General features: G+C 63.2%; 15 protein-coding genes. 14 read left to right on the top strand and 1 reads right to left on the bottom strand.

Annotation, left to right across the window (positions count from 1 at the left end; genetic code table 11):
- The first annotated feature begins 8 nt into the window (after positions 1 to 8).
- The 7 genes from F757_RS0126250 to F757_RS0126220 all read left to right on the top strand — a co-directional run bounded on the left by F757_RS0126250 (position 9) and on the right by F757_RS0126220 (position 5,780).
- Positions 9 to 851, top strand: coding sequence for an IclR family transcriptional regulator (locus F757_RS0126250; protein WP_027213978.1), 843 nt, complete (start codon positions 9 to 11; stop codon positions 849 to 851).
- Between the two features lie 123 nt (positions 852 to 974).
- On the top strand, positions 975 to 1,241 hold the full coding sequence (locus tag F757_RS0126245) for a hypothetical protein (protein WP_027213977.1): 267 nt from the start codon (positions 975 to 977) through the stop codon (positions 1,239 to 1,241).
- 228 nt (positions 1,242 to 1,469) lie between these two features.
- Positions 1,470 to 2,036: a TetR/AcrR family transcriptional regulator gene (locus F757_RS0126240; RefSeq protein WP_027213976.1), complete on the top strand. Its 567-nt coding sequence runs from the start codon at positions 1,470 to 1,472 to the stop codon at positions 2,034 to 2,036.
- A gap of 188 nt (positions 2,037 to 2,224) precedes the next feature.
- Positions 2,225 to 2,650, top strand: coding sequence for an organic hydroperoxide resistance protein (locus F757_RS0126235; protein ID WP_013588760.1), 426 nt, complete (start codon positions 2,225 to 2,227; stop codon positions 2,648 to 2,650).
- Positions 2,651 to 3,031: 381 nt separating this feature from the next.
- A complete protein-coding gene (locus F757_RS0126230; RefSeq protein ID WP_027213975.1) occupies positions 3,032 to 3,337 on the top strand; it encodes a DUF485 domain-containing protein in 306 nt (101 codons plus the stop codon).
- The gene (locus F757_RS0126225; RefSeq protein WP_027213974.1) at positions 3,334 to 4,995 is read left to right on the top strand and encodes a cation acetate symporter; all 1,662 of its coding nucleotides are present in this window, start codon (positions 3,334 to 3,336) and stop codon (positions 4,993 to 4,995) included. Before F757_RS0126230 ends, F757_RS0126225 begins: the two co-directional genes overlap by 4 nt.
- 311 nt (positions 4,996 to 5,306) lie before the next feature.
- Positions 5,307 to 5,780 (top strand): VOC family protein, encoded by a 474-nt coding sequence (locus F757_RS0126220; RefSeq protein WP_027213973.1) that lies wholly within the window; start codon positions 5,307 to 5,309, stop codon positions 5,778 to 5,780.
- A 139-nt stretch (positions 5,781 to 5,919) separates the two neighbouring features.
- Here the strand turns inward: F757_RS0126220 and F757_RS0126215 are convergent, their stop codons facing one another.
- Entirely contained in the window at positions 5,920 to 6,831 is a 912-nt protein-coding gene (locus tag F757_RS0126215) for an AraC family transcriptional regulator (RefSeq protein ID WP_027213972.1), read from the bottom strand.
- Positions 6,832 to 6,997: 166 nt separating this feature from the next.
- On the opposite strand from F757_RS0126215, the gene F757_RS0126210 reads away from it, so the two are divergent.
- From F757_RS0126210 to F757_RS34125, 7 genes are all read left to right on the top strand, one after another.
- Positions 6,998 to 7,831 (top strand): oxidoreductase, encoded by an 834-nt coding sequence (locus F757_RS0126210; protein ID WP_027213971.1) that lies wholly within the window; start codon positions 6,998 to 7,000, stop codon positions 7,829 to 7,831.
- A 598-nt stretch (positions 7,832 to 8,429) separates the two neighbouring features.
- Positions 8,430 to 9,749 carry a 2-hydroxycarboxylate transporter family protein gene (locus F757_RS0126205; RefSeq protein WP_232221461.1) on the top strand — a complete coding sequence of 440 codons (1,320 nt, stop codon included), beginning with the start codon at positions 8,430 to 8,432 and terminating at the stop codon, positions 9,747 to 9,749.
- A 127-nt stretch (positions 9,750 to 9,876) separates the two neighbouring features.
- Positions 9,877 to 11,676, top strand: a complete 1,800-nt coding sequence (locus tag F757_RS0126200; protein ID WP_232221460.1) for a sensor histidine kinase — start codon at positions 9,877 to 9,879, stop codon at positions 11,674 to 11,676.
- Entirely contained in the window at positions 11,666 to 13,051 is a 1,386-nt protein-coding gene (locus F757_RS0126195) for a sigma-54-dependent transcriptional regulator (RefSeq protein ID WP_027213968.1), read from the top strand. Before F757_RS0126200 ends, F757_RS0126195 begins: the two co-directional genes overlap by 11 nt.
- 8 nt (positions 13,052 to 13,059) lie before the next feature.
- On the top strand, positions 13,060 to 13,431 hold the full coding sequence (locus tag F757_RS0126190; RefSeq protein ID WP_027213967.1) for a DUF3579 domain-containing protein: 372 nt from the start codon (positions 13,060 to 13,062) through the stop codon (positions 13,429 to 13,431).
- Positions 13,432 to 13,706: 275 nt separating this feature from the next.
- Positions 13,707 to 15,041, top strand: coding sequence for an MFS transporter (locus F757_RS0126185; protein WP_027213966.1), 1,335 nt, complete (start codon positions 13,707 to 13,709; stop codon positions 15,039 to 15,041).
- A gap of 382 nt (positions 15,042 to 15,423) precedes the next feature.
- The coding region (locus tag F757_RS34125; RefSeq protein WP_035467469.1) for an NAD(P)/FAD-dependent oxidoreductase at positions 15,424 to 15,924 on the top strand (501 nt) is incomplete at its 3' end.

Genomic DNA, 15,924 nt, shown 5'->3' with positions numbered 1-15,924 from the left:
CCGACGTGATGAGCGACGAGCCCAAAGCCGCACGCAAGCGCAACAGTAGAGCCGCAAAGCCGCGCGCAGAAGCGGCTGACCCGAGCGCGTCTTCGCTTTATGTGCAGTCGGTCGAGAAGGCGATGAAGGTGCTCACCGCGTTCGACGGCAGCAAGCGTCAGTTGTCGCTCTCCGAGATCTCGTCGTCCACCGGGTTCGACATGAGCGCGACGCAGCGCTTCACTTACACGCTCGCCGCGCTCGGCTATCTCTTCAAGGACCCCGACAGCCGCAAGTATGAACTGTCGCCGCGGCTTCTCGACTTCACCTACCACTATCTGACCTCGAACGATCTGGTCAGCCGCGCGACGCCTTATTTGCAGCAACTCGGGTCGGAGACGGAAGAGGCGACCAACCTCACGGTGCTGGACGACACGGACATTGTGTTCGTGCTGCGTATCGTCAGCCGCAATGTATTCAACGCGCACGTCATTACCGGCTCGCGTCTGCCCGCCTACTGCACGGCGCCTGGGCTCGCGATTCTGGCAACGCTGCCGGACGGCGAAATCGACGACATTCTTTCGCGCACTAACCTCGTACCCTATACGGCCTCCACCGTGTACGAGCCGCGCAAGATCAAGGAGCGGATCGTGCAAATCCGCAAGCAGGGCTACGCGCATACGGAAGACGAGTATTTCGTAAGCGACATTTCCACGGCGGCCGCCATCACGAACGCGCATGGGCGTGGCATCGGCGCGGTGAACATCGCAGTGGCGCGCTCGCGCTGGCAGGCACAGCGCGACGAAAAACGCTTCGCCGATCTGGTCATTTCCACCGCCTCTGCAATTTCCACGCGTCGCCGCATCGAATAGCGGGGCGGGTGTCTAGTGTTGCGCGGCAGGCGCCGCTAGCACGCTTTGTTGCCATTGCGCACGAGGCACGCTCCATGCTGTCTTTCTGTAAAACGGCAGGCGCCGTGAAACCGGGAGACAGAGATGAAAGCCTTGAAAGTTGCAGGCGTGGCATGCGTCCTGTGCATGACCAGCGTGGCTTACTCGCAACAAAGCGGTAACGCGCCCGCAAACAGCGGCACACAAAGCGGGCAGCAGGTCCAGCCAGGACCAGCCGGACAGACAGTGGACAAACCCGCGGGCCTCGGCACGCCGGGCAACAAGCCCGGAAGCCTGATGGACAAGCGCGCGAACGCGCTGTCGCCGGAGGGGGCGTCGGGGCCGTCGCGCACCGGCGAAGTCAAGCAGTAGCGGCAATGTACACGGCCGCAGCGGGGGCTATTGCCAGACGGCCTCGCAGGGGGCGAAGCACACGTGGACGACCCGGCAAAGGTGCGCCCGCAAGCGTAGTGCTCCGCTGCGCAGTCGACGACGGCCGCTGCTGCCCGAACGGTCCACTGGCGCCTTGCGGAAGTCCATCGCGTGCGGCCGGTTCCACGGTGCTTGACAATCTATCTGCAAGTAGATAGAGTTCGATACATGGACACGACAACATCAGTGCGCGAACAGATTCTCGATCACGCCATTACGTTGATCATGATGCGCGGCTATAACGGCTTTAGCTATCGCGATCTGTCGAGCCTTGTCGGAGTCAAGACGTCGAGCATTCACTACTACTTTCCGTCGAAGGACGATCTGGTCCTCGAAGCGGTAAGCGCGTATAGCAGCGAGGTACTCAGCACGCTCAAGGGCGTCGACGAATCGCTGCCTCCTGAGGTGAAGCTCGGCAAGTACGCAAAACTGTTTGGCCGCACGCTGGGCGACGGGCGCCAGATCTGTCTGTGCGGTATGCTGGCGGCCGACATCGAAACATTGCCTGAGAATATTCGGCAAGCAGTGCAGGCATTCTTCAAGGCGAATGAAAAATGGCTTGCCAAGGTACTGGCGGAAGGTTCGCAAGCGGGTACGCTCGCAGTGAATGGCAAGCCGGAGAATGCTGCGCGGGCACTGTTCGCGGCGTTCCAGGGCAGTGTGCTGGCAAGCCGGCTGTTCAATACAAGGGCGCGGCTCGAAGATGTCGAGGCCTCGGTTAGGGTTGTTCGGTGACAGCGCTCGCAGCCATAGTGGCAAGCGCCATCGGTGGGTTCTGATTTGCTGATGTGTCTATCTTTCAGTAGATAGAAAAGGTAACGCGCTGGTAGATTCAAAGCGGTATATGTCTGTCTCATGCTTTGCATTCGCCTCTATCGTTATAGAGAGAGGCAACTTCAAACCTGTTCAAAAGGAGCTTCACCATGTCGATCGAAAAAGTTCTGTATCGCGCTCATGCTCACGCAACCGGAGGCCGTGACGGCCGTGCCGTCGTTCCGGAAGGCAAGCTGGATTTCAAGCTGACCACGCCGCGCGAGCTGGGTGGTGCAGGCGGCGACGGCGCCAACCCTGAGCAACTGTTCGCGGCCGGCTACAGCGCGTGCTTCCTCGGTGCGATGAAGTTCGTGGCGGCTCGCGACAAGATTGCGATTCCCGCGGACGTCTCGATCGACGGCAGCGTCGGCATCGGCGCGATTCCCAACGGCTTCGGCATTGAAGTGGAATTGAAGATCTCGCTGCCGGGCATGGCTCGCGACGCTGCGCAGGCACTGGTCGACAAGGCGCATATCGTCTGCCCGTACTCGAACGCAACGCGTGGCAACATCGACGTGACGCTGACTATCGTTTAACCAGGGTTTAACGAAGGCCTCGGTCTATCGGGTCAATCGTCGAATGTATTGAACGTGGGTTCCGGCTAGGCGCGACGGCTTCGCGCTGCCGGAACCCGCTCCATTTCTGCCGCGCCAATCGGCCGCGGCCTGTCTTGCGCACTCGCGCCGCTCTCCGCGTAAACCCCGTCACAGGAAAACGCTCGCCGTAAGAACCGGGTAAGGGGCCGCTCTTAACGTATGGTCGAGCGCATCGAAACAACCAGAACACATCGCATGCGCGAGCGCATTGGCTTGCATTCCCAGCGAACTACCTCGGCGCGCGAAAACGTCCCATGACTGTGGCTCGTCCACAGCAGGGCACTGTGCACGCGGCGAAAGATACTCATGCAGGAGACGGAGATGGACCTGGAACTCGCGAACAAGATCAGATCGAGCGCGGCCTACCGCGAACTGGTGCGAAAGCGCTCGCGGCTCGGCTGGACGCTGACGGCGCTCGTGCTGATCGTCTACTACGGCTACGTGCTGCTGATTGCGTTCGACAAGGACGTGCTGTCGGCGAAGCTCGGCGCGGGCGTTACCACGTGGGGCATGCCGATCGGACTCTTCGTGATCGTGTTTACAGTCGTGATCACGGGCTTTTACGTGCGGCGCGCGAACAGTGCGTACGACGAACTCACCGACCAGATCAAGCGGGAGGCGGTATGAATACGCGCCGATCCGGAACTGCGGCCGCGCTCTTCGCCGCTTCTTCGACCTGCTTCGCGGCAGGCGCCGATCTGGGCCAGGCGGTCAAGCAGCCGACCAACTGGACCGCAATCTGCATGTTCGTCGCGTTCGTGATCGCGACGCTTTTCATCACCAAATGGGCTGCGCGAAGGACGCGTTCCGCGGCCGAGTTCTATACGGCGGGCGGCGGCATTACGGGCTTCCAGAACGGCCTTGCGATTGCGGGCGACTTCATGTCCGCCGCCTCGTTCCTCGGCATTTCTGCTGCGGTCTACACGAACGGCTACGACGGTCTCATCTACTCGATCGGCTTTCTCGTGGGCTGGCCGATCATCACGTTCCTGATGGCGGAGCGGCTGCGCAATCTTGGCCGCTTCACGTTCGCCGACGTGGCCGCTTACCGCTTCAAGCAAGGCCCGATCCGCGCCTTTGCCGCATCCGGCACGCTCGTCGTCGTCGCCTTCTACCTGATCGCGCAGATGGTGGGCGCAGGCCAGCTCATCAAGCTGCTGTTCGGACTCGAGTACTGGATCGCGGTGGTCATAGTCGGCGCGCTGATGATGGTCTATGTGCTGTTCGGCGGCATGACCGCTACGACGTGGGTGCAGATCATCAAGGCGTGTCTGTTGCTCGCGGGTGCGTCGTTCATGGCCTTCATGGTGCTGTGGCAATTTCACTTCAGCCCCGAAGCGCTGTTCGCCAAGGCTGTTGAAGTGCACGAAAAGAAAGCGTCGATCATGGGGCCGGGCAATTTCATCAAGGACCCCATCTCGGCCATTTCCTTTGGCATCGCGCTGATGTTCGGCACGGCCGGCCTGCCGCACATCCTGATGCGCTTCTTTACCGTGCCCAATGCGAAGGAGGCACGCAAGTCGGTGTTCTGGGCCACTACGTGGATCGGCTATTTCTACATTCTCACGTTCATCATCGGCTTCGGTGCGATCGTGCTGGTGAGCACCAACCCCATGTTCAAGGACGCAGCCGGCAAGCTGCTCGGCGGCAGCAACATGGCGGCGGTGCATCTGGCGAGTGCGGTGGGCGGCAACGTGTTCCTCGGCTTCATCTCGGCGGTGGCGTTCGCGACGATTCTTGCAGTGGTCGCGGGGCTCACGCTCGCCGGCGCGTCGGCCGTGTCGCACGACCTGTATGCGACCGTGTTCAAGCACGGCAAGGCCTCGAGCGCGAATGAGCTTTTCGTGTCGCGTATCACGACTGTGGTGCTGGGCGTCGTCGCTGTCGTGCTCGGCATCGTGTTCGAAAAGCAGAACATCGCGTTCATGGTGTCGCTGGCGTTTGCGGTGGCGGCTTCGGCCAATTTTCCGGTGCTGTTCCTGTCGGTGCTGTGGCGCGGCTGCACGACGCGCGGGGCGGCAATAGGCGGCTTCCTCGGTCTTCTGTCGGCCGTGCTGCTGACGGTGCTTTCAAAGGCGGTATGGGTCGACGTGTTTCACTTCGCGAGCGCGCCGTTCCCCTATGCGTCGCCTGCGCTGTTCTCTATGGCAGTGGGTTTTGCCGGGATCTGGCTGTTTTCGGTCACCGACAAATCGGCGCGCGCACGCATCGACCAGGCCGGCTTCGACGCCCAGGCGGTGCGCTCCGAAACCGGCATCGGCGCGGTAGAGGGCGCGAGCCACTAGGTCTCGCGTTGTAGTCATGCATCGGGGGCGGTCGCGGCGTTAGTCCCGGCCGCCGCCCCTCGGGCAGGCGCGTCCGGTCCTGCCGCGCCGATGCGGGCGGGCGCAGCGGCCCGCATCGCGAAGCGCACCGTTGCCTATAATCGGCTCCGATGGGGCGACGGCCGCGACGGTCACGCCGGCACGTCAGGCGGGAACCGTTAGAGAAGAAAAATAATTTCCCCTGCCGTGTCGATTCCGCGGGCGCTGCTTCGTCGTCCTCATAGCGGCATACAGTTGGCCGCCATCTGACCGATACTGACAGGAGACTCGCGATGACAATTCAGAAGATCACCCCTTTTCTCTGGTATTCGAACGAGGCCGAAGAGGCCGCGGCCTTCTACACGAGCATCTTTCCGGACTCGCGCGTCGTTCGGGTCACGGGGGTGCCAGCCGCCGGCGCGACCAAAGTGGTCGAGTTCGTGCTGTTCGGCCAGACTTTCTACGCAATGAGCTCGAGCGGCAACGACACGTTCAATCACTCGGTATCGCTTCTCGTCAGTTGCGCGGATCAGGCTGAAATCGACCGCTACTGGGATGCGCTGCTCGAAGGCGGCGGCGCACCCGAGGCGTGCGGCTGGCTGAAAGACCGCTTTGGCGTGTCGTGGCAGATTGCGCCGGCCGATGTCATCGCGATGATGGGCGACCCCGACGCTGACAAGGCGCGGCGCGCGGCCGAGGCAATGATGAAAATGGTCAAGTTCGATGTCGCCGCATTGAGGGCGGCGTACGAGGGCACGGCGGGCTAGGGCGAAGGCCAGGGTTAGCGCGATTCGCTCGCTAGTCAGCCGCTTTCCGGGCGCGCCGCGCCACAACCAATGTTGGCCCTGGTGAGAAGCCGCGAATCGAAGCGGGCGCTCTCTGCCGCGTGATGGTCCGTCTATCGGTTCAATGCGAGGACACGTATTCGGACCCGGTATGCGCGGGCGGAATCGCGAAACTGGCACGCATGCGTCGCGCTTCCGCAGCGGGCGTCAGCCCGAAAAGCCGCTTGAATTCCCGACTGAATTGCGACGTGCTCGCGTAGCCGACAGCCACGCTCGCGGTTTCCGCGGACATGTCCTGCCGCAACATCAGCAAGCGGGCCTGGTGCAGGCGCGTCGATTTCACGTACTGCATCGGAGAGGTCTGCGTGACGGCCTTGAAATGCGCGTGAAACGTGGGAATGCTCATGCCGGCCTCGCGCGCGAGCAGTGCGAGGTCGAGCGCACTCGCGTAGTCGGAATGGATGCGGCGCAGCGCTTTGCCAATCTTGCCGAATTGACCTTGCATGCCGAGCGCCGCGCGCATCGCATCGCCCTGCGGGCCGGTCAGCACCCGAAAGTACAGCTCGCGCAGCAGCGACGGGCCCAGCACTGCTGCGTCGAGCGGCCGGTTCAGCGCTTCGAGCAGGCGCAGTACGGTGTTTCGCAAGGGCTTGTCGAGCGGGCTCGACATCATGCTTTGCGGCGCGTGTCCGCTGTGCGGCAGCACGTGACCTTCTATCTGCGCAATCAGTTCCGCAGCCAGCTTGAAGTCGAGATGCAGGTAGATCGCGAGCAGCGGACGCTGTGCATCGGCGTCGGTCTCCATCGTAAACGGCACCGGCACTGAAATCGCCAGATAGTGCTGCTCGTCGTACACATAGAGCTGGTCGCCGAAGTAGCCGCGCTTGCGTCCCTGGCAAACGATCACGATGCCCGGGTCATACAGCACCGGCGTCGACGTCAGGCTGCGATCCGAGCGCAGCACGCGCACGCTCGCCAGCGCCGTGAGGTTGTAGCCTTCCTCGGGGGCGAGCGCACGCACGAGCCCGATCATTGTCTGGTGGGTTCGGCGGGAAGGCGCGCGCGACGCGCCACGGCTCATCTTGTTTGTTATTCGAGCTGTCATAGAAATAGGCAATAAAAAGCCATGATTCGACCTCAAACTTATGAGGCCGGAAGAATAGTATGCACTTTCCGTTTAACTCCAGGAAAGGCATCTCATGACATCGAACAGGATTTTGCTCATTACCGGCGCCAGCAGCGGCTTCGGCCGCGCTCTTGCACGGGAGGCGCTGCAGGCAGGTCATCGTGTGGTCGGCACCGTGCGAAGCGAGGCCGCGAGAGCGGAGCTGGAGGCGCTCGCGCCGGGCAGGGCGTTCGGCCGCCTGCTGGACGTGACCGACTTCGACCGGATCGACGGCGTCGTAGCCGACATAGAGGCAAGTGTCGGCCCCGTGGATGTGCTCGTGAACAGTGCCGGGTATGGCCACGAAGGCGTCATGGAAGAGGCGCCGCTTGCCGACCTGCGCCGACAGTTCGAAGTGAACGTGTTCGGCGCGGTGGCGCTGATGAAAGCCGTGCTGCCTTACATGCGCCAACGCCGGCGCGGCCACATTCTCAACATCACGTCGATGGGCGGCTTCATCACCATGCCCGGCATCTCGTACTACTGCGGCAGCAAGTTTGCACTCGAAGGAATCTCGGAAGCACTCGGGCAGGAGGTGCGGCCATTGGGCATTCATGTGACCGCCGTCGCGCCGGGCTCCTTTCGCACCGATTGGGCAGGGCGCTCCATGTCACGCACGCCGCGCTCCATTTCCGACTATGACGCGCTGTTCGATCCGCTGCGCAAGGCTCGCGAAGAGAAGAGCGGCAAGCAGTTGGGCGACCCGGTGAAAGCAGCGCGCGCGATGCTGGCTGCGATCGCGTCGGCGCAGCCGCCCGCGCATCTTCTGCTCGGGAGCGACGCGCTGGGTCTCGTGCGCAGGAAACTGACTGCACTGTCTGACGAAATCGCGACGTGGGAAGCGCTCACGCTGTCCACGGACGGTTGAGGCCGGTTTCCGCCTTCGCCTCAGCCCCCGCCTCCGCCAGCACCTGCACCTGCGCGCTTTCCCGCACGGCGCTCCAGGCTCGTGCCTGGGGCGCATTCTTTTACGTTGCATGAGTCACGTTGCACGAGTCGCCCGAGCACCCGGGCGACGGCTGAACTCTCGGCCTTCTCATAGGCGCCAATTCTGAACTCTCGGAATGCGCTGCTTCCCGCTTCCGTCTCCACGCAAAATTCCATTGCGGAATCAGTCACTTGCGGAAATCCTGGCAGGGCCGGCCATTGGCATAGGGCTTGCCTTATAAGCATCCACGAGCGCCTCGAGCGCCATTCACAAGACCCCACGGAGACATTCATGACCCTGCATTTGCCCAGCCGGCTCGCGCGACGCTAAAGCCGCGCGCTTCACTTCATCTTCAATTTGCCCGGGTTTTCCTGACGTTTGCCCACGACCGGCTCGACGAGCCACAGCCGGATGCGCCGACATCCGCATCGAAATGCGACGCGCCACGCCAGCGAGGCGCGCCAAGACAAGGAGACATGTTTTGTCCACACCCGCCCAGACCCACGACGATCCGCGTTCGAGCCTCGCGCCCGAAGCCGTGCAGCAGTCCACCTCGACCACCCGCTTCTGGCCTGAAGGCTGGTGGAAGTTGATGGAATACCGTATCGGCATTATCCCGTTGCCGGTCTATTTCATTCTGCTAGCGCTGATTGTCGGCTTCGCCGTGACGGGCAAGATGCCCGGTGAGATTTCAATGGCCATCGCCGTGCTCGCGTTCTTCGGTTTCACGTGCGCCGAGCTTGGCAAGCGCCTGCCGCTTCTGCGCAATATCGGCGCCGCTGCGATCTGCGCGACCTTCGTGCCTTCGGCGCTCACGTACTACCATGTGCTGCCCAAGCCGATCCTGCATCTCACGACCGAGTTCACGAAGTCGACCAACTTCCTGTATCTGTTCATCGCGTCGATTATCGTCGGCAGTATTCTCAGCATGGACAGGCGCGTGCTGATCAGGGGCTTTGTGAAGATCTTCGTGCCGCTTGCGCTGGGTTCGCTGGCGGCGGCCATTGTCGGCGTTGCGGTGGGCTCGGCATTTGGACTCGGCGCGCGCCATACGTTGCTTTATATCGTCGTGCCGATCATGGCGGGCGGTGTGGGCGAAGGTGCGATTCCGCTGTCGGTCGGCTATTCGGAAATCATGCACCTGCCGCAAGGCGAACTGTTCGCGCAGGTCCTGCCGCCCGTCATGCTCGGCAGTCTCACCGCGATCGTCCTGTCGGGCGCGCTCGACATGCTGGGCAAGCGCTTGCCGCATCTCACCGGCAAGGGGCGCTTGCAGATCGGCGAGAGCGACGAACTGGCTCCTGCGGAAGCAGAGTTTCGCGGCCATATCGACGTCACGCATATCGCGGCGGCCGGTATCACCGCGATCACGCTGTATCTGCTCGGCCTGATGTGCCGCAACCTGTTCGGCCTGCCCGCGCCGGTTGCCATGCTGTTCCTCGCGGTGCTCGTCAAACTGGCGCGCGCAGTGTCGCCGCAATTGCAGGAGGGCGCGTTCGTCGTCTACAAGTTCTTCTCGAGCGCGGTGACGTACCCGCTGCTGTTCGCCATTGGCGTTGCCATGACGCCGTGGGACAAGCTGATTGCCGCGTTCACCTTTGCCAATATCGTGACCATCGTCGCAACGGTCGCGACGCTGATGGGCACCGGCTTTGTGGTTGCCCGCAGGCTTAAGATGTACCCTATCGACACCGCTATCGTGAACGCATGTCACAGCGGCCAGGGCGGCACGGGCGACGTCGCGATCCTGACGGCGGCCAACCGCATGCAACTCATGCCGTTCGCGCAGATCGCCACGCGCATTGGCGGCGCTATCGTCGTCACGGTTACGCTGGTTGCGCTCGCGCATGGAGCGTGACGCGGCGCCGCGGCGCCTCTCGCGCGTGCGGTGGGCGAGCATCGGGTCTACGCGAGGTCGACATCAGGTGAGAATAAAGGGGATACCGCTGTGGGCGTGGGTGGTTGCGGCGGTGCTGTATGCCGGCATGGCCGCGGCAGCGGTCGAGCTCGCGTGGAATCGCGCCATCGACGCGCTCGCCGAGGCGGGCGCGCATCAGCTCGACCTGTACGGCGCGAGCCTGAAGAGCGAATTGGGGCGCTTCGAGACGATGCCTGCCATCGTCGCGCGACAGGACAGCGTGCGCGCGTTGCTAAAAGCCGGGCCGCGCGCTTCCGCTGTGCTTTTGCATGACGTCAACCTCTATCTGGAAGCGGTCAATCAGGAGGCGGGCAGCGTCGCGGTCGACGTGATCGACCGGCAAGGCACGGTAATCGCCGCAAGCAACTGGAATCAGCCGGTGAGCTTCGTCGGCACCAACGTGTCGTACCGGCCTTATTTCAAGGACGCGCTCGCGCGCGGCGCGGGGCGCTTCTTCGGTATCGGCACCAATACCGGCATTCCCGGGCTTTACTTCGCAAGCGCGGTGCGCGACGGCGGCACGCCGATCGGCGCGGCTGCGGTCAAGATCAGCGTCGACGAACTCGAGTCGGCATGGCGCCGGCCAAACGAGGCCGCGATGGTGATCGACCGCAACGGCGTGATCGTCATCTCGACCGTGGCCGCGTGGAAGTTTGCGGCGCTGCGGCCCATCACTTCGCAACAGCAACGCGAGATCCAGGCCTCGCGGCAATACGCAGGCCGCAATGTCGAACCGCTGCACTATCAGCGCGTCGGCGAATGGGGCGCGGACGCGTGGCTCGGCCGCTTTCCCGATCCGCGCCGTCCTCTGCACACCACGCGTTATCTCGTGATGGCGCGGCCTGCGCCGCAAGCGGGCGACTCGATCATGGTGCTGCTCGACGTCGCGAGCGCGCGGCGTCAGCAGGAACTCGCGCTCGGCTTCGTGACAGGAGGCTTTCTGATCGCAGGGCTTTATGCGCTGTATGCAGTGCAGCGGCGCCGCACGATTGCCGAGAAACTGAAAGCACAGGACGCGCTGCGCCGTGCGAACGACGAACTCGAAGCAACGGTCGCGCAGCGTACCGCGGCGCTCACGCAAGCCAACGAACGGATGCAGCAGGAAATTGCCGAGCGCAAGCGCACCGAAGAGCGCCTGCGCGCATCGCAGCAGGAAGTCGTGCATGCGGGCAAGCTCGCGGTGCTTGGGCAGATGGCCGCCGGTCTCACGCACGAGTTGAGTCAGCCGCTCGTCGCGATCCGGACGCTGTGCGATAACGCGCGTACGTTTTTCGAGCGGAACCAGCCGGCGCATGCAGTCGCCAACCTCGAACGGGTGTCGGGACTCGTCGACAACATGGCCACGCTCACTGGCGAACTCAAGGCATTTGCACGCAAGCCGGTTGTGGAACGCGTCGCGGTGTCGCTCGACGAAGCGGTGGCCCGTGCCTGCCTCATCTACGATGCACGGATTCGCGACGAGTCCGTGCAGCTCGACGTGCGGATTGCGCCGGGCACGCTGGTGTCTGCGGAGGCGAGCCAGTTGCAGCAGGTTATCGTCAATCTGCTGGGCAATGCGCTCGACGCGGTCCGCCACGAAGAAAAGCGCGTAATCGTGCTCGAAGCGGTTGAGTCCGCCGACAAGGCCCGCGTGCTTTTCTCGATTGACGACAGCGGCGCCGGTATCGCGCAGGACGTGCTCGACCATCTGTTCGAACCGTTCGTCACGACCAAGCCGCGCGGTCACGGCCTGGGGCTCGGGCTTGCGATTACCTCGCGCATCGTCGAAGCGTTCGGCGCGAAGATTGCGGCTGCCAATCGCAACGAGGGCGGCGCGCGCTTCACTATCGAGTTTGCATCAGCAAAGGGAGTAGCCGATGGGAGATGAAATCCGGGTTCTCGTCGTGGAGGACGACGAGAACGTGCGCTTCGGCGTCCAGCAGGCCGTCGAGCTGGCGGGGATGCGGGTGTCCGCATACGCGGGCGCAGCCGGGGCGCTCGCCGAAGTCGCGCCCGGCGCCCCTGTCGTGATCGTGTCGGATGTGAGAATGCCGGGCGTCGACGGTCTGCAACTGCTCGACAAGGTCATGGCCATCGACGCGCAGATTCCGGTGGTTCTGATCAGCGGTCACGCGGATATTTCCACCGCCGTCGGCGCGATGCAGGTAGGTGCGTATGACTTCATCGAAAAGCCGTTTTCGTCGGACCATATTGCGCGCAGAGTGGCGCGCGCAGTCGAAAAACGCCGCCTCACGCTGGAGGTGCAGGGCTTGCGCGCCGCGCTTCACAACTGGCAGGGCATCGAGGCGCTCGTGCTCGGCAAGTCCCCGGCAATGGCCGAGGTGCGCAAGAAGATACTGCGTCTCGCGGATACGTCGGTGTCGGTGCTCATCACCGGCGAGACCGGCACCGGCAAGGAACTGATCGCGCGCAGCCTGCACGAGTTCGGCGCGCGACGCGACCGGCATTTCGTTGCGCTGAACTGCGGCGGCCTGCCGGAACAGATTTTCGAAAGCGAGCTGTTCGGGCATGAAGCCGGCGCCTTCACCGGCGCGATCAAGAAGCGGGTGGGGAAGATCGAATGGGCGCATGGCGGCACGCTTTTTCTCGACGAAATCGAAACCATGCCGGTGTCGCTGCAGATCAAGATGCTGCGTGTGCTGCAGGAGCGCACAGTGGAGCGCCTTGGCGCGAACGAGCCTATCGCGGTCGACTGCAGGATCATTGCCGCCTCCAAGGCGGACCTCATGCAGCTTTCCAGCGAAGGGCAGTTCCGCTCCGACCTGCTGTACCGCCTGAACGTCGCGCAGATCGAATTGCCGCCTCTGCGTGAACGGCGCGAAGACGTGCCCTTGCTGTTCGAGCATTTCGTGCTGGCGGCCGCGCGCCGTTTCGGACAGCCCGCGCCGATCGTGTCGGCATCGCAGCTCTCGGAGCTGATGACGCATCCGTGGCGGGGCAACGTGCGCGAGTTGCAGAACGTCGCCGACCGTTTCGTGCTGGGGTTATCGGGCGACAGTCTGCTGAGCGAGGGCGGCAACGCGAGCAAGGGCGGCACGCTGGCCGAGCAGCTTGCGTACTTCGAGCGCATGCTGATCGAAGACATGTTGCGGCGTCATAACGGCAACGTCGCGGAAGCCAGCATCGAACTGGGCACGCCGAAAAAGACCCTGTATCACAAGCTTCGGCAACTCAAGATCGCCTCTCGCGATGTGCCGGGCGACGAGAGCGACGTGGACAGACCCTCACCAGCTGGCGGGTAGCGACAGGCATGGACCGGATACCACTCATCACGCAAGAGACGATTGAAGGCGCCATTCAGGGCTATCTGATCATGGGCATCACTCACTCGCAGAAGATCTTCCGGCCAGGCGACTGGCCCGAACGACTGAGCGGCGTCATTACGCTGTTCGTCGGCGAGCGGCGGCCGGGCATTCATGTCGCGTGCACGCGCCTCGCCATGCCGATTGTCGATGCGGGGACCAAGTGCCTGTTTGTTTCGGAGGAGTTGCGCTCAGTGTGCGCCGACGCCTTCGACTTCGTCATGCGCTTTGCAAGCGACAACGATCTGCCTGTTCAAACCCGCCGCGCGCAGAAGCTCGCCGCTCCGGAGGTCCTGGGGCGCGACGCCCCGTTGCTGTGAACCCGCACCATCGCTGTGCCTCGGCGCGTCAAAATACGACGCCCTGAATCCAGGGCGACTGGCGTTTTGTCGCGCAAACCCGCATCGCTTCGACACTTGCCTTGTATGGCATAGCCTTTGCATAGTGCATCCGCAAAGGATCAACGGCGATTCTTCCCAAATGCATTCGCAGCACGATACACGCAAGCAGTAACGAGCAGCTTTGGACAACGGCGTCCCCTGAAACCAGTCACGCGACCGGTTTCTCGGGACGCTTTTTTGTTTCTGGAACGACGATGGCAGACAAAGCAATCCGCATAGACCTTTTCAGCCTGCGCACACCGGCCATGCGCGCCTTCCATCTCACGTGGATGGCCTTTTTCGTGTGCTTTTTCGCGTGGTTCGCCTGCGCGCCGCTGATGCCGCTCATCAAGCGCGAGTTCGGGCTTTCCGCCGACCAGGTCGCCAACATCAACATCGCCGCCGTGGCTGTGACCATTCTCGTGCGGCTCGTGGTCGGCCCGATGTGCGATCGCTACGGACCCCGCAAGGTGTACTCGGGGCTCTTGCTCATCGGTGCGTTGCCGGTGCTCGGTGCTGCGGTGTCCACGGGCTACGAGAGCTTTCTGCTGTGCCGTCTGCTAATCGGCGCGGTCGGCGCGAGCTTCGTGATCACGCAATACCACACGTCGATGATGTTCGCGCCGAACGTGGTGGGCACGGCGAACGCGACTACCGCGGGTTGGGGCAACACCGGAGCGGGCGCCGCGCAGGCGCTGATTCCGTTGCTGCTCGCCGCGATCATCGTGCTGGGCGTGGGCGAGTCGTCCGCGTGGCGTGTGGCGCTGGTGGTGCCCGGTCTCGCAATGCCGGTGATGGCCGCGTTCTATTGGCGCTTCACGCAGGACTGCCCGCAAGGCAACTTCAGCGAACTGCGTGCACAGGGCGTGACCATCGACGGCGGCAAGAAGGGTGGCTGGGCGAGCTTTCGCACGGCCTGCGCGAACTACCGCGTATGGATGCTCTTCATCACCTACGCGGCGTGCTTTGGGGTGGAGGTGTTCATCCACAACATTGCGGCTATCTATTACGTCGACCATTTCCATCTGTCGCTGAAGGAAGCCGGCATGGCCGCGGGCAGCTTCGGACTGCTCGCGCTCTTTGCCCGCGCGCTGGGCGGCTGGGTATCGGACCGGGCTGCCGCGCGGCGCGGTCTCGAAGTGCGCTCCACGCTGCTGTGCGCCCTGATGATCGGCGAGGGGCTCGGCCTCATGTGTTTCGCGCACGCGAACAGCATCGCGCCTGCACTCGTCGCGATGCTGGTGTTCGGGCTGTTCACTCACATGGCGTGCGGCGCGACTTATGCGCTGGTGCCGTTTATCGATCGCAAGGCGCTCGGCGGCGTGGCCGGCATCATCGGCGCGGGCGGCAATGTCGGTGCAGTGGCGGCGGGCTTCCTGATGAAAGGGATAGGCGGCATACAGCAGACCCTCGCGACGCTCGGCGTGCTCGTCACGCTGTCGGCGTTGTGTGCGTTGGCAGTGCGCTTTAGCGGCGAGCACAAGGCGCGCGAAGCGGCGTTGAGAGAGCGTGCGCTCGCCGCCGCGAGCACCCAGAGCGTGGCCAACTAACCCGGCTTTCTGGCGCGCCTCGCGCATGCCGTGCGGCTGCGCGTTGCACGCCGAAGGTGCTGCGTCGCACCATCATTGCGCCTTCATGCATCGGAATGCGTCGGGCGTCGGCGTGCAGCCAGTGCGGCAAGACTCGCGGTAAGCCCACGGGGCGGGGCGTTCAGGAAGTTCTGCCTGAATGGCATGGGCCTTGCATTAATAAGGCTGCGGATCAACGGCGATCCTGCCAATTTGCAGCAAGCAGTCTGTTTCCCCGATTACTGGTTTTGGACAACGGCGTCCCCCGAATACAGTCGCAGTAGCGATTGCATCCGCGGGACGCTTTTTTATTGCCGGACACATCATGTCGCGAACCGCATCGCAAACGAACCAAGCCTCTGTCATGAACGTGGTCGTAATCGGTCACGGAATGGTCGGTCACAAGCTGCTCGAATGTCTCGTCGACGATCCGAAGGCTGCACTGCACATCACCGTGCTGTGCGAAGAGCCGCGTCCCGCCTACGACCGCGTGCATCTGTCGGAATTCTTTTCGGGCAAGTCCGCGGACGACCTCTCGCTTGTCGAGCCGGGCTTTTTCGAGCGCGAGAACGTGCTGCTCAAGCTCAATGCAAAAGCCGTGTCGATCGACCGTAACGCGCGCNCGGTCACGCTCGCCACCGGCGAAACGCTCGCCTACGACAAGCTCGTGATCGCCACCGGCTCCTCGCCGTTCGTGCCGCCGGTGCAGGGCCGCGAGCGGCGCGATTGCTTCGTCTACCGAACTATCGAGGATCTCGAAGCAATGCAGGAATGCGGCGCGCGCTCGAAGACCGGCACGGTGATCGGCGGTGGCCTGCTGGGTCTGGAATGCGCGAAGGCGCTGCGCGACATGGGCCTGCAAACG

The sequence above is a fragment of the Burkholderia sp. WSM2232 genome (assembly GCF_000472545.1).
Classification (GTDB): Bacteria; Pseudomonadota; Gammaproteobacteria; order Burkholderiales; family Burkholderiaceae; genus Paraburkholderia.
The sequence above is the reverse complement of the archived record's forward strand: the minus strand, read 5'-3'. Positions and strand labels throughout refer to the sequence as shown.

Excerpts from the sequence above, each read along its gene's own strand:
- F757_RS0126250 (WP_027213978.1), top strand. The coding sequence starts at position 9 with ATGAGCGACGAGCCCAAAGCCGCACGCAAGCGCAACAGTAGAGCCGCA.
- F757_RS0126245 (WP_027213977.1), top strand. The coding sequence starts at position 975 with ATGAAAGCCTTGAAAGTTGCAGGCGTGGCATGCGTCCTGTGCATGACC.
- F757_RS0126240 (WP_027213976.1), top strand. The coding sequence starts at position 1,470 with ATGGACACGACAACATCAGTGCGCGAACAGATTCTCGATCACGCCATT.
- F757_RS0126235 (WP_013588760.1), top strand. The coding sequence starts at position 2,225 with ATGTCGATCGAAAAAGTTCTGTATCGCGCTCATGCTCACGCAACCGGA.
- F757_RS0126230 (WP_027213975.1), top strand. The coding sequence starts at position 3,032 with ATGGACCTGGAACTCGCGAACAAGATCAGATCGAGCGCGGCCTACCGC.
- F757_RS0126225 (WP_027213974.1), top strand. The coding sequence starts at position 3,334 with ATGAATACGCGCCGATCCGGAACTGCGGCCGCGCTCTTCGCCGCTTCT.
- F757_RS0126220 (WP_027213973.1), top strand. The coding sequence starts at position 5,307 with ATGACAATTCAGAAGATCACCCCTTTTCTCTGGTATTCGAACGAGGCC.
- F757_RS0126215 (WP_027213972.1), bottom strand. The coding sequence starts at position 6,831 with ATGATCGGGCTCGTGCGTGCGCTCGCCCCCGAGGAAGGCTACAACCTC.
- F757_RS0126210 (WP_027213971.1), top strand. The coding sequence starts at position 6,998 with ATGACATCGAACAGGATTTTGCTCATTACCGGCGCCAGCAGCGGCTTC.
- F757_RS0126200 (WP_232221460.1), top strand. The coding sequence starts at position 9,877 with ATGGCCGCGGCAGCGGTCGAGCTCGCGTGGAATCGCGCCATCGACGCG.
- F757_RS0126195 (WP_027213968.1), top strand. The coding sequence starts at position 11,666 with ATGGGAGATGAAATCCGGGTTCTCGTCGTGGAGGACGACGAGAACGTG.
- F757_RS0126190 (WP_027213967.1), top strand. The coding sequence starts at position 13,060 with ATGGACCGGATACCACTCATCACGCAAGAGACGATTGAAGGCGCCATT.
- F757_RS0126185 (WP_027213966.1), top strand. The coding sequence starts at position 13,707 with ATGGCAGACAAAGCAATCCGCATAGACCTTTTCAGCCTGCGCACACCG.